This is a genomic window from Candidatus Blastococcus massiliensis AP3 (assembly GCF_000582785.1).
Lineage (GTDB): Bacteria > Actinomycetota > Actinomycetes > Mycobacteriales > Geodermatophilaceae > Blastococcus > Blastococcus massiliensis.
In genome coordinates this window covers 763372-776307 of the sequence record NZ_HG931174.1, presented here as the reverse complement: position 1 = coordinate 776307, position 12936 = coordinate 763372, and the positions used below count along the sequence as shown (strand labels likewise).

At 73.5% G+C, this 12936-nt stretch carries 11 protein-coding genes; 9 read left to right on the top strand and 2 right to left on the bottom strand.

Annotation, left to right across the window (positions count from 1 at the left end):
* Positions 1 to 43 precede the first annotated feature (43 nt).
* Entirely contained in the window at positions 44 to 1069 is a 1026-nt protein-coding gene (gene rsgA / locus BN344_RS12205; protein ID WP_040338698.1) for a ribosome small subunit-dependent GTPase A, read from the top strand.
* 15 nt (positions 1070 to 1084) lie between these two features.
* Here the strand turns inward: rsgA and BN344_RS12200 are convergent, their stop codons facing one another.
* Entirely contained in the window at positions 1085 to 2113 is a 1029-nt protein-coding gene (locus BN344_RS12200) for a glycerophosphodiester phosphodiesterase family protein (RefSeq protein WP_040338697.1), read from the bottom strand.
* A 205-nt stretch (positions 2114 to 2318) separates the two neighbouring features.
* Here BN344_RS12200 and purD point away from each other — a divergent pair, with 205 nt between their 5' ends.
* The 4 genes from purD (at position 2319) to BN344_RS12180 (ending at position 6675) form a co-directional block, all read left to right on the top strand.
* Positions 2319 to 3596 (top strand): phosphoribosylamine--glycine ligase, encoded by a 1278-nt coding sequence (gene purD / locus BN344_RS12195; RefSeq protein WP_040338696.1) that lies wholly within the window; start codon positions 2319 to 2321, stop codon positions 3594 to 3596.
* A 49-nt stretch (positions 3597 to 3645) separates the two neighbouring features.
* Positions 3646 to 4953, top strand: coding sequence for an adenylosuccinate lyase (gene purB, locus BN344_RS12190; RefSeq protein WP_040338695.1), 1308 nt, complete (start codon positions 3646 to 3648; stop codon positions 4951 to 4953).
* Positions 4950 to 5840, top strand: coding sequence for a phosphoribosylaminoimidazolesuccinocarboxamide synthase (locus tag BN344_RS12185; protein ID WP_040338694.1), 891 nt, complete (start codon positions 4950 to 4952; stop codon positions 5838 to 5840). The genes purB and BN344_RS12185 overlap by 4 nt, the downstream gene beginning before the upstream one ends.
* A 352-nt stretch (positions 5841 to 6192) precedes the next feature.
* Positions 6193 to 6675 (top strand): PKD domain-containing protein, encoded by a 483-nt coding sequence (locus BN344_RS12180; protein ID WP_155858857.1) that lies wholly within the window; start codon positions 6193 to 6195, stop codon positions 6673 to 6675.
* A 15-nt stretch (positions 6676 to 6690) separates the two neighbouring features.
* Here the strand turns inward: BN344_RS12180 and BN344_RS19100 are convergent, their stop codons facing one another.
* On the bottom strand, positions 6691 to 9177 hold the full coding sequence (locus tag BN344_RS19100) for an Ig-like domain-containing protein (protein ID WP_051515837.1): 2487 nt from the start codon (positions 9175 to 9177) through the stop codon (positions 6691 to 6693).
* Between the two features lie 132 nt (positions 9178 to 9309).
* On the opposite strand from BN344_RS19100, the gene purS reads away from it, so the two are divergent.
* The 4 genes from purS to BN344_RS12155 are packed head-to-tail and all read left to right on the top strand — an operon-like array spanning position 9310 to position 12920.
* On the top strand, positions 9310 to 9549 hold the full coding sequence (gene purS / locus BN344_RS12170) for a phosphoribosylformylglycinamidine synthase subunit PurS (protein ID WP_040338692.1): 240 nt from the start codon (positions 9310 to 9312) through the stop codon (positions 9547 to 9549).
* 7 nt (positions 9550 to 9556) lie between these two features.
* Entirely contained in the window at positions 9557 to 10228 is a 672-nt protein-coding gene (gene purQ / locus BN344_RS12165) for a phosphoribosylformylglycinamidine synthase subunit PurQ (RefSeq protein WP_166518232.1), read from the top strand.
* A 5-nt stretch (positions 10229 to 10233) separates the two neighbouring features.
* Positions 10234 to 12531, top strand: a complete 2298-nt coding sequence (gene purL, locus BN344_RS12160) for a phosphoribosylformylglycinamidine synthase subunit PurL (protein WP_051515931.1) — start codon at positions 10234 to 10236, stop codon at positions 12529 to 12531.
* Complete coding sequence (locus BN344_RS12155; protein WP_040338690.1) at positions 12531 to 12920, top strand: sterol carrier family protein; 390 nt, start codon at positions 12531 to 12533, stop codon at positions 12918 to 12920. The genes purL and BN344_RS12155 overlap by 1 nt, the downstream gene beginning before the upstream one ends.
* The last annotated feature ends 16 nt before the right edge of the window (positions 12921 to 12936 follow it).

The following is a 12936-nucleotide window of genomic DNA, read 5'->3' as shown; positions in this document are numbered from 1 at the left end:
TTATTCGGGCGACGGCGGGGCCGTCGCGCGCCACCATCCCCGTGTGGAACTCCTCGCACTGGGCTGGGCGCCCGAGCGTGCCGCGGCGCTGCCGGCCGGGTGCGCGCCTGCCCGGGTCACGCGGGTGGACCGCGGCCGGCTGACCGTCCTGGACGGCGCGGGCGAGCGGCGCGTCGTCCCCGGGCAGGCCCTGTACGCGGACGAGCCCACCGGTCCCGCCGTCGGGGACTGGGTCGCGTTGCGCGGGGAGTTGGCCGTCGCCGTCCTGCCCCGGACCGCGGCCTTCGTCCGCACGGGCGCCGGGCGGGCCTCGGCGGCTCAGGTGGTGGCGGCCAACCTCGACCTCGTGCTCGTCGTGGACGCGCTGACCGCCGACCCGCGGCTGCGCCGCGTCGAGAGGTACCTGGCCGTCGCCTGGGGCAGCGGGGCGACCCCGGTCGTCGTCCTCACCAAGGCCGACCTCTGCGACGACGTCGCCGCGGCGGTCCGGGCGGTGCGCGAGGACGCCCTCGGCGTCGAGGTGCTACCGGTCAGCGCACGTACCGGCGAGCACCTGGAGGCGTTGCGGGCGCTGGTCGGGCCGGGACGCACGGCGGCCATGGTCGGGCCGTCCGGGGTGGGGAAGTCCAGCCTGCTCAACGCCCTGGCCGGGGGTGCGATCGCCGACACCCGGGAGATCCGTGGGGACGGGCGCGGGCGGCACACGACCACGGCCCGCGAACTGCACGTCCTCCCCGGCGGCGGGCTGCTGATCGACACCCCCGGCATGCGGGAACTGGCGCTCTACGACGACGTCGAGGGTGTGCAGACGGCCTACGGCGACGTGGCGGAGCTGGCCGCCGACTGCCGGTTCCGGGACTGCGGGCACCGCGGTGAGCCGGGCTGCGCGGTGGCGGCCGCGATCGACGACGGAGGGCTGGACCCGGCCCGCTTCACCGCCTGGCGCAAGCTGCAGGCCGAGGCGCACCGCCAGCTGCTCCGCGTGGACGCCCGCGCGCGGGCGGAGGAACGCGCCCGGTTGCGGTCGTTCTCCCGGGCGCTCAGGGAGCAGCCCCGGAAGGTGCGCTGAGCTCTCGCTCCCGTATCAGGCCCCGACGGACTGGGGCGTGCGGCTCCGCAGGGCGGCGACCGCGTGGTCGGGGTTGTCGGTGATCAGACCGTCCAGCCCCAGGTCGAGCAGCTCCTGGGCCTGGGCGACCGAGTCCCCGTGCTCGCCCGGCTCGTCGCCGCTGCGCAGGTGCTCGGGCAGGAACGCGTTCTCCGCGCGGAGGGTCCAGCAGAACACCGACAGCGCGGCGCGGTGGGCCTCGACCACCAGAGGGCAGCGCCGGCCGTTGCGGGACCCGGCGGACTCCAGGATCCGCTTGCGGCTGGGTCCGATGCCCTGGGCGTAGGTCGAGATCTCGCGGAGCCCGGCCCGGGTGACCATCCGGTCGCCGACGGGCTGGTCGCTGACGAGCTGGACGAGCCGCGGCCCGTGGTCGCCGAGCCGCTCGCGCAGCTCCCGCAGGAGCGCGGTGTCGAACGACTGCACCACCACCGGGCCGGCCGCGTGGGCCACCCCGAGCCGGCGCAGTTCGTCGGCGGCCAGGGCCGCCAGGGTCGGGCCGTCGCCGTCGGGCCACACGACGTTCTTCAGCTCGACGAGGACCTGGACGCGGTGACCGGGGGTGGAGCGGCGGCGGGCCAGCTCGATGACCTCGGCGAGGGTGAGGATGCCGAACCGGCCGTCGTAGGCGGTGTTGAGCGGACGCAGGGCGGGCATCCGCTCGACGGCGCGCAGCGTGCGCAGCTCGGCGAGGGTGAAGTCCTCGGTGAACCAGCTGGTGACCGGCTCGCCCTTGACCACCCGCGTGCTGCGGCGGTCGGCGAACTCGGCGTGCTCGGCCACGTCGGTGGACAGCGAGAGGTCGCTCTCGTGCCGGACGACGAGGACGCCGTCGCGGGTGACCACGACGTCGGGCTCGATGAGATCGGCGCCCTGGTCGATCGCCAGCTCGAAGCTGGCGGCCGTGTGCTCGGGGCGGTAGGCGGGGGCACCACGGTGCCCGATGACGGCAGGCCGGGGAAGGCGGGTCACGGGCGGCATCGCCAGCGACTCGGTCGCGCGCATGGATCCCACAACACCTTAATCGGGTGGCTTCCGGGAGAACTGAAGTGAACGTGTTGCGCACAATTCGACGGACACAGCGTTGACCTGGGTCGGCGCATGCCCGCGGTGACTCATTTCACAGGTTTGCGATCTGGTTGCGGCGCTGCCGCGCCGGATCACGGTCGTCCCACCCGTCCCGGTCGCCCCGCCGGTAGATTCGCGCCCCGTGCGCGTGCTCGTGATCGGCTCCGGTGCCCGGGAGCACGCCCTGTGCGTGGCTCTGACGTCCGACCCTGCCGTCGAGGCCCTGGCGTGCGCGCCCGGCAACGCGGGCACGAGGCAGCTGGCCGAGCCCTTCGCGCTCGACGTCCGCGACCCCGACCCCGACGCCGTCGCGGCGCTCGCGCGCACCTGGCAGGCGGACCTCGTCGTCGTCGGGCCGGAAGTGCCTCTCGTGGCGGGCGCGGCCGACGCCGTCCGGGACGCGGGCATCGCCTGCTTCGGCCCGTCGGCGCAGGCCGCGCAGCTCGAGGGCAGCAAGTCCTTCGCCAAGCACGTCATGACCGCCGCCGGGGTGCCCACCGCGCAGGCCTGGCCGGTCGGCGGCCCGGCGGAGCTCGAGACCGCGCTCGACGAGGTCGCCGCGCTCACCGGCGGAGCGCCCTACGTCGTCAAGGACGACGGCCTGGCTGCCGGCAAGGGCGTGCTGGTCACCTCCGACCGCGCCGCCGCCGTCGCCCACGGGCAGGCGGTGCTGGACGCGGGAGGAGCGGTGCTCGTCGAGGAGTACCTGGACGGCCCGGAGGTCTCGCTGTTCGCAGTGACCGATGGCACGACCGTACGCCCGCTGGTGCCGGCGCAGGACTTCAAGCGACGGGACGACGGCGACGGCGGCCCGAACACCGGCGGCATGGGTGCCTACGCGCCGCTGCCCTGGGCCCCGGCCGGCCTGGTCGACGAGGTGCTGGCCACCGTGCTGCAGCCGACGGTCGACGAGATGGCCCGTCGCGGCGAGCCGTTCAGCGGCCTCCTGTACGCCGGGCTGGCCCTGACCTCGCGCGGCGTCCGGGTGGTGGAGTTCAACGCCCGCTTCGGCGACCCCGAGACGCAGGTGGTGCTGCCGCTGCTGGCGACGCCGCTGGCCGGGCTGCTGTACGCGTCGGCGACCGGCACGCTGGCCGCCCACCCACCGCTGGAGTGGCGGGCCGGCTCCGCCGTCACCGTGGTCGTCGCGGCTGCCGGGTACCCCGAGGCGCCACGCACCGGCGACCCGGTGACCGGCGCCGACGGCGAGGGCGTGCTGCACGCGGGGACCGCCCTCGCCGACGACGGCTCGGTGGTCTCGGCCGGCGGGCGGGTGCTGGCGGTGACGGCCGTCGGGGACGACCTCGCCGCCGCGCGGCAGGCCGCCTACGAGCGGGTCGCCGGTGTCCGGCTGGCCGGCGCGCACTGGCGGACCGACATCGCGCTGGGCGCCGTCGAGGGGCGGATCGCGCTGCCCTGACCGGCCTGCGGGAGACTGTGCCCGTGCTGATGGCGACGAGGTGGGCCGGATGATCGAGCGCTACACGCTCCCCGAGATGGGTCGGGTCTGGAGCGACCAGCACAAGTACGAGCTGTGGTGCCGCGTCGAGACGCTGGTGCTCGAGGCGCACGCCGCTGCCGGGCGGGTCCCGGCCGACGTCGTCGAGCCGGTGCGCAACGCGCCCCCGCCGACGCCGGAGCGGGTCGCCGAGATCGAGGAGACGACGCAGCACGACGTCATCGCCTTCCTCACCGCCTGGGCGGACAACACCGAGCCGCGCTCGGCCGCCGCCTACGTGCACCACGGGATGACGTCGTCCGACCTGCTCGACACGGCACTGGCCGTGCAGCTCACCGACGCGACGGACGTGCTGCTGGCCAAGGCCGACCGGCTCGTGGCCGCGCTCCGCGACCACGGGCTGGCGCACCGGTCGACGATCCGGGTGGGCCGCACCCACGGCGTGCACGCCGAACCCGTCGTCTGGGGACACCGGGTCGCGGACCTCGCCTTCGCCGCCGCCCGGTCCCGCGACCGGCTGCGGGCGGCGCGCGAGCGGGTCGGCGTCGTCGCGATCTCCGGCGCCGTCGGCACCTACTCGCTGATCGACCCCTCGGTCGAGGTCGCCGTGGCCGAGGCCCTGGGGCTGAAGCCGGCCGACGCCTCCACCCAGGTGGTGCTGCGCGACTCCATCTCCGAGTGGGTGTCGGCGCTGGCGGTGATCGCTACGGTCTGCGAGGCGATCGCCCTGGAGGTCCGGCACGGTCAGCGCACCGAGGTGCGGGAGCTGTCGGAGGCGTTCGGGTCGGGCCAGAAGGGCTCGAGCGCGATGCCGCACAAGAAGAACCCGATCCGCTCGGAGCGCATCGCCGGCCTGGCTCGGGTGGTGCGGGCCGCGATCGTGCCGGTGATGGAGGGCATCCCGCTGTGGCACGAGCGGGACATCTCGCACTCCTCCACCGAGCGGGTCTTCCTCCCCGACGCCGCGATCACCACCGACTACCTGCTGCACCTGACCACGGGCCTCGTCGAGAACCTCGTCGTCGACGCCGACCGGATGCGGGCCAACCTCGAGTCGACCGGCGGCCTCATCTACACGTCGTCGGTGCTGCTGGAGCTGGTCGAGGGCGGACTCTCCCGAGAGGACTCCTACGCGCTGGTCCAGACGGCCGCGATGGAGACGTGGAACAGCGGAACGCCGTTCCGCGAGACGCTGCGGGCCAAGGCGTCGTCGTCCGGGGTCACGCTGGACGAGGCACGGCTCGACGAGATCTGCCGGCCCGAGCGCTACGTGACCAATCTCGGGCCGCTGTTCGACCGGCTGGCTGCGCTCTCGTGAGCTCCGACCCGGCCGTGGAGCTGCCGCTGGTCGCCCGCGGCAAGGTGCGGGAGATCTACGACGCCGGCCAGGACCGGCTGCTGCTGGTCGCCTCCGACCGCATCTCCGCCTACGACTGGGTGCTGCCCACGCCGATCCCCGACAAGGGCAGGGTGCTCACCCAGCTCTCGGTGTGGTGGTTCGACCAGCTCGCTCCCGTGCTGGCGTCGTTCGGGGCGACCCACCACCTGGTGTCGAGCGGCCCGGGTCTGGCGGAGCACGGAGTGCCGGCCGAGGTCGAGGGCCGCGCGATGCTGGTGCGCCGGCTGGAGATGCTGCCGGTCGAGTGCGTGGCCCGCGGCTACCTCTCGGGTTCGGGCACCGTCGAGTACCAGCGCACCGGATCGATCCGCGATGTGCCGCTCCCTGCCGGACTGGTCGAGGGTTCGCGGCTGCCCGAGCCGGTCTTCACGCCGTCGACCAAGGCGGAGGTGGGCGAGCACGACGAGGCGATCGACTTCAGCGCCGTCGTCACCGCGGTCGGGGAGTCGCGGGCGGCCGAGCTGCGCGAACTCACCCTCGCCCTGTACTCGCGGGCGGCGGAGATCGCTTTCGACGCCGGGATCATCCTGGCCGACACCAAGTTCGAGTTCGGCCTGTCCGGCGACTCGCTGGTGCTCGGCGACGAGGTGCTCACCCCCGACTCGTCCCGTTTCTGGCCGGCGGTCACCTGGTCGCCCGGGGACGTGCAGCCCTCGTTCGACAAGCAGTTCGTCCGCGACTGGCTGACGTCGTCCGGCTGGGACCGCGTCTCACCGCCACCGGAACTTCCCGAGGACGTCGTCGCGGCCACCCGCGAGCGCTACGTCACCGCCTACGAGAAGCTCACCGGCACCTCGTTCGACTGAGCGCGCCCGGAGGGGTTTCCCCTGAATGTCCTGGGGTGCACACTGCGCCGATCCGTGGCAAGGCGGGGCACACGCTCGGTCGAGGAGCAGCCAGATGGGCGGACGGGGACGGAAGCAACCGAACCGGAAGTCGCGGTCGCGCGCGTCGCAGCCCGCGAACCGGAAGAAGCCGGCGTCGACGAAGGGGTCGCCCCCGAGCCGGTCCACGCGGCCCGCAGCCGCGCCCGCGGGCGGCCGTGAACCGGAGACGCTGAAGGGCCTGGGTTCGTCCGCCGCACGGGAGCGGAGACCTCTCGCTCCGCTGAACCGGTCCTCCCGCGCCGCACGCCGGAAGCGCAACCAGAAGATCGGAGTGGTCATCGGAGCACTGGCGCTCGCGGGCGTCCTCGTCGGGAGCATCATCGCCGGGCAGGCGGGCGATCCGACGCCGTCCGCGTCGACAGCGGGCTCCTCCGTCTCGCCCGAGGTGCAGGCGGTGACCCCGACGACCCCGCCCCCGGTCGGTCCTCCGGTCGCCGGTCCTCCCGCCGTCGCCCCCACTGCATCGGCTCCACCGGCGGCGGAACCCGCGGCCGCCGCGCTCGCGATGACCGTCACCTGCCCCAGCGGCGCCGGCGCCTCACCGAGGTTCGGGCACCAGATCAGCGCGCCGACGCCGTACGAAATCACCATCGACTACGGGGACGGCGACGTGTACACCGACACCAGCGACCGCCTCGGGGCGATCTTCTCGCACACCTACGTCGAGCCCGGCACCTACGAGGTCAGTGCCGTGCTCACCGACCCGACGGGCCGGACGACGACGGGCGGCTGCACCTACACCTGGAGCGGGTGAGCGGACGGCGCACGGTCAGCGGTAGGTGATCCGCGGTCCCCGGCCGTCGAGCGTGATGGTGCCGCCCTGGAACGTCTGCCGGTAGGCGCCGCCCGAGAAGCTCTCACCGGAGACGGGGTATCCCAGCCGACCGGTCTCCCAGCCCTGCCGGGCCCAGGTGTCCCGGATGCCACCGAGGACCACGTGAGCTCCGGATGCCGGTGAGAAGTAGATGGCGCCGCCCTGGAACTCCTGGAAGCAGCCGCCGCCGCGCAGCCCGCAGAACTCGCTGCTGGTGGGGTAGCCCAGCCGGCCGGTCTCCCAGCCCTGCCGCGCCCAGGTGTCGCGGATGGCGCCGAGGACGACGTGGGCTCCGGAGGCGGGGGAGAAGTAGATGGCGCCGCCCTGGAACTCCTGGAAGCAACCGCCGCGGCGCAGCCCGCAGATCTCGCTGGTGGTGGGGTAACCCAGTCGGCCGTCCTGCGACCACGCGTTGTTCCAGGTGCCCCGGATGGCGCCGAGGACGACGTGGGCTCCGGTAGCGGGGGAGAAGTAGATGGCGCCGCCCTGGAACAACTGGAGGCAGCCGGCGCGGGCCAGCCCGCAGTGCTCGCCGGTGGTGGGGTAGCCGAGCCGCCCGGCGACCCCGCCGGCGCGCAGGTAGGTGTCGCGGATGGCCCCGACCGAGACCTGGGCGCCGGTGGCAGCGGTCCAGTAGAGGGCCCCGCCCTGGAAGGACTGCGAGCAGCCCCCACCCGGAAGACCGCAGGTCTCTCCGGACGTCGGGTAGCCGAGCCGGCCCTTCTCCGAGCCGGTGCGGCTCCAGGCGGTGTAGACGGGTCCGGCGACCACGTGTCTCCCAGCCACCGGGCTTCCGTAGATGGCGCCGCCCTCGAACTTCTGGAAGCAGCCACCGCCGATCAACCCGCAGACCTCACCGGCGGTCGGATAGCCGAGCCGGCCGTTCTCCCATCCGTGCTGTGTCCAGGTGTCGAGATACGGGGTGTACATCGCGTGGACGCCGCTGTTCAGGGACGAGTAGATGGCACCGCCCTCGAACTGCTGGAAACACCCCGCGGCGCGCAGGCCGCAGGCCATGTCGCTGGTGGGGTAGCCCAGCCGACCGGTCTCGTAGACGAGGTCCCAGTCCCAGGCGTCCAGGAACCCGCTCGACTGACTCACGCCGTGAGACCCGGTGGTCGGGGTCCACAGGACGTAGCCACCCTCGAACGGCTGGATCACGCCGCGAGCCGTTGCTCGCTGGTTGAAGATCGGCCACCCCAGCGGACCGTCCTCCCACCCGGTGGCCGCCCAGCCGTCCTCGATGACCTGCAGGACGACCGGGGTCGACCAGTGAGCCCGCGAGTGGACGATGCTGCCGCCTTCGAAGAACTGGATGCAGCCCTGGGCCCGCACGTCGGTGCACTCCACGTCCGCGATCGGGAAGCCGAGTTGGCCCGTGGCTCCGCCCACCTTGGCGTAGGCCGCGGGGAAGCCGCCGTGGCCGACGACGAACGGATCCTCGCCGTCCTGCTGGAGGACCAGACCGTTCTGGTGGTCCTGCTGGCGTCCGCCCGGGATCGCCCGCTCCGGCACCGTGACCGGCCCCAGCGAGCTGATGAGGTCGCGATGCTCGACCAGCTGGGCGATGGCGGAGAGGGCCGGGGTGCCCCGCACCGCAGAGGACAGTGCGCTCGGTGGGTTGACGGCGGTGGGCGAGGTGTAGCCGGCCGTCTGGACCTGGTAGCTGTACGCCCGGCCGGTGACCAGGCCTGTGTCGGTGAAGGTCCGCGTGGAGGGGGTCGCCACGAGAGCGCCGTCCCGGTACACGTTCCAGGGGCCGAGATCCCCGTTGGCCCAGGTGAGGGTCAACGCCGTCGGATCGGTGGTCACGCTCACGGCCAGGTCCGTGGGGGTGCGCGCCTGCTGTCCCCGGTAGACGGCACCCGACTGGAGCCCGCCGAACCCACCTCCGTCGACACTGGCGATCCGGTAGTCGTAGTTGGCGCCGGCGGGGATGCCGGTGTCCGTCCAGGTCGTGCTCGAGGTCGTGTGGACGAGCCAGGTGTTCCGGTAGATCCGGTACTGCACGGCGCCTGGGGCGGCCGGCCAGACCAGCGTGGCGCTGGCCGCATCCGCGGAACTGATGGTGAGGCCCGTGGGAGCCGGGAGCCGCGCCCAGAGGGTGACCGTCACGGTGGCCGTCGCAGTGTTCCCCTGGCCGTCCGAGACGGTGTACGTGAACGAGTCGGTCCCGGTCCCGAACATGAACGGGCGGTAGAGCAGCCGGCCCGCGTCGATGGAGGCGACGCCCTTGGCGGCTGGACCGACGGCCGTGTACGTGAGCGGATCCCCGTCCGGATCCGTGTCGTTGGCCAGTGCCGGGATCACGCGGTCGATCCCGATGCTGTCCACGTCCGCGACGTCGTCCACGGCGACCGGTGCCTGGTTGGGCGCCGCCCAGGCGGGGACGGCAGGCAGGAGGACCAGGGCGGCGGCCGCGGCCACCGTGAGCGCACGCACATCGACTCCTCGGCGGGGTGTGCTCCTGACCGGTCTTTCACCAGGTCAGGGCCCCCGTCGGGGAGGAGGCGGCTCAGTGTGCACAGCTCGGCGGCCGGAAGGAAGAAAAATCTTCCGGGTACCCTCGTCCGCGTGTCCCGAGTGGTCGTCGACGTCGTCCTGAAGCCGGAGATCTCCGACCCCCAGGGGCAGGCGGTCCTCGGCGCCCTCGGCCGGCTCGGCCACGACTCCGTCCGGAGCGTCCGCCAGGGCAAGCACTTCGTGCTCGAGGTCGACGGGACGCCCGACGAGGCCGAGCTGAAGCAGATCGCCGAGACGCTGCTGGCCAACCCGGTCATCGAGGACGTCGAACTGCATCTCCCCAAGGACTGAGAGAACCGTGCGCATCGGTGTCATCACCTTCCCGGGCTCCCTGGACGACGTCGACGCCACCCGCGCGGTGCGGCTCGCCGGCGGCGAGCCCGTCGTCCTCTGGCACGCCGACCACGACCTGAAGGACGTCGACGCCGTCGTCCTCCCCGGTGGCTTCTCCTACGGTGACTACCTGCGCGCCGGCGCCATCGCCGCCCGGTCGCCGCTGATGCAGGACGTCGTCGACGCGGCGAAGGGCGGCCTGCCGGTCCTGGGCATCTGCAACGGCTTCCAGGTGCTCTGCGAGGCGGGTCTGCTGCCCGGCGCCCTGACCCGCAACGGCCACCTGCACTTCCGCAACCGTGACCAGTGGCTCCGTGTCGAGCGGGCTGACACCGCCTGGACCGGCGATTACGAGCAGGGCCAGCGCATCCTCATCCCGGTCAAGAACGGCGAGGGCCGCTACGTCGCCGCCGACCGCGACCTCGACCGGCTCGAGGGCGACGGTCGCGTCGTCTTCCGCTACGTCGACGGCAACCCGAACGGCAGCTCCCGCGACATCGCCGGCGTGGCCAGCGAGAACGGCCGGGTCGTCGGCCTCATGCCGCACCCCGAGCACGCCGTCGAGGACCTCACCGGGCCGAGCACCGACGGGCTCGGGTTCTTCACCAGCGTCCTGAAGGCGGTCGTGAACGCGTGACCCGCATGGACACGGTCGAGCAGGCCGCCCAGCACCCCGACGACGAGCAGCCCTGGGCCGAGCTCGGTCTCAAGGCCGACGAGTACGCCCGCATCAAGGACATCCTGGGCCGCCGCCCCACCACCGCCGAGCTGGCCATGTACTCGGTCATGTGGAGCGAGCACTGCTCCTACAAGAGCTCGAAGGTGCACCTGCGGCAGTTCGGCGACCTGCCGCAGAGCGACGCCCTGCTGGTCGGGATCGGCGAGAACGCCGGCGTCGTCGACGTCGGCGACGGGCTCGCGGTCACCTTCAAGGTCGAGTCGCACAACCACCCGAGCTACGTCGAGCCCTATCAGGGCGCGGCCACCGGCGTGGGCGGCATCGTCCGCGACATCCTCACCATGGGCGCCCGCCCGATCGCGGTCATGGACTCGCTGCGCTTCGGTCGCGCCGACGCGCCCGACACCGCCCGCGTGCTTCCCGGGGTCGTCGCCGGCGTCGGCGGCTACGGCAACTGCCTGGGCCTGCCCAACATCGGCGGCGAGCTGCTCTTCGACGAGTGCTACACCGGCAACCCGCTGGTCAACGCCCTGTGCGTCGGCGTCATGAAGCACGAGGACGTGCACTTGGCCAAGGCCGAGGGCGTCGGCAACAAGGTCATCCTGTTCGGCGCCCGGACCGGCGGCGACGGCATCGGCGGCGTCTCGGTCCTCGCGTCGGAGACCTTCGATGACTCCGCGGACGGGCAACGGGGGCCGGCCAAGCGCCCGGCCGTGCAGGTCGGCGACCCGTTCACCGAGAAGCTGCTCATCGAGGCCTGTCTCGAGCTCTTCGCCCAGAACCTCGTGACCGGCATCCAGGACCTCGGCGGCGCCGGCCTCTCCTGTGCCACGAGCGAGCTGGCCAGCGCCGGCACCGGCGGCATGCACGTCGACCTCGACACCGTCCCGCTGCGCGACTCCACCCTGACGCCCGCCGAGATCCTGATGAGCGAGTCGCAGGAGCGCATGTGCGCCATCGTCGAGCCGGGCAAGGTCGAGGCGTTCCTCGCCGTCTGCCACAAGTGGGACGTGCTCGCCGCCGTCATCGGTGAGGTCACCGACGGCGACCGGCTCACCGTCGACTGGCACGGCGAGCGCATCGTCGACGTCCCGCCGCGGACCGTCGCCCACGAGGGCCCGGTCTACGAGCGCCCGATGGCACGGCCGGCCGACCTCGACGCCCTGCAGGCCGACGACCCGGCCCGCCTGCCGCGGCCCGCCACCGGCGCGGAGCTCCAGGCGCACTGGCTGGCCGTCGTCAGCAGCCCGGACGGTGCGGACAAGAGCTGGGTCACCGAGCAGTACGACCGCTACGTCCGCGGCAACACGGTCCTCGCCCAGCCCGAGGACGCCGGCGTCGTCCGCATCGACGAGGAGAGCCACCGCGGCATCGCGCTCTCCCTCGACGGCAACGCCCGGTACGCGCGCCTGGACCCCTACACCGGGGCGAAGCTGAACCTGGCCGAGGCCTACCGCAACGTCGCCGCCACCGGCGCGAAGCCGCTGGCGGTCACGAACTGCCTGAACTTCGGCTCCCCGGAGAACCCCGAGGTCATGTGGCAGTTCGCGGAGGCCGTGCGCGGCCTGGCCGACGGCTGCCGTGAGCTCGGCCTGCCCGTGACCGGCGGCAACGTCAGCCTCTACAACCAGACCGGCGACGTCGCGATCAACCCGACCCCGGTCATCGGTGTGCTCGGCGTGCACGACGACGTCCGCCGCCGCGTGCCCGCCGGCTGGCGGACGGCGGGGGAGACGGTCCTGCTGCTCGGCGAGACGAAGCCGGAGTTCGGCGGCTCGGCGTGGGCGAGCGTCGTGCACGGCCACCTCGGCGGCCGCCCGCCGGCGATCGACCTCGCCGCCGAGCGCGCGCTCGCCGACCTGCTGGGTGCGCTGGCGCGCGAGGGGCTGGTCGGTTCCGCGCACGACCTCGCCGACGGTGGGCTGGCGCAGGGGCTCACCGAGTCCGCGCTGCGCTACGGCGTCGGCGCCCGGCTCCGCCTCGACGGTGACGCGTTCACCGCCCTGTTCAGCGAGTCCACCGCCCGCGTCGTCGTCACCACGGCCGACCCCGGCGCTGTGAAGAAGACGGCTCGGTGGGCCGGTGTGCCGGTCACCGAGCTGGGGACGACGGGCGGCGACGTCCTGGCGCTCGACGGACTGCTGGACCTGCCGCTGGCCGAGCTGCGGGCGGCCTGGAGCGCCACCCTGCCGGCCCTGTTCGGCGGGCCGGAGCACAGCACCCCGCTCACCGTTCCGGCGGGCACCGTCCCGACCAGCTGATGGCCGGCACCGCCCCGATCCCCGCCGACGAGCTGCGCGCCGCCCTCGACCCGGTGCGCGCCTGGCTCGCCGGCGAGGCGGAGCAGCCCCCGCGGCCGGTCGTCGGCGCTGCCGTGAAGACGAGCGCGCGCTGGCTGGCCCAGCAGGTGCCCGGCCGGTCGGTGGAGCTGCGGGTGCCCCCGCACGTCGCCGTCCAGTTCGTGGAGGGGCCGCGGCACACGCGCGGCACGCCGCCCAACGTGGTGGAGACCGACGCGGCCACCTGGCTGCGGATGGCGAGCGGCCTGCTGAGCTGGGCCGACGCCGTCTCCGAGGGGACGGTCAGCGCCAGCGGCAACCGCGCCGACCTGAGCGCGCTCCTCCCGCTGCGCCCCCTGAGTCGCCCCTGAACCGACGTCGGGCATG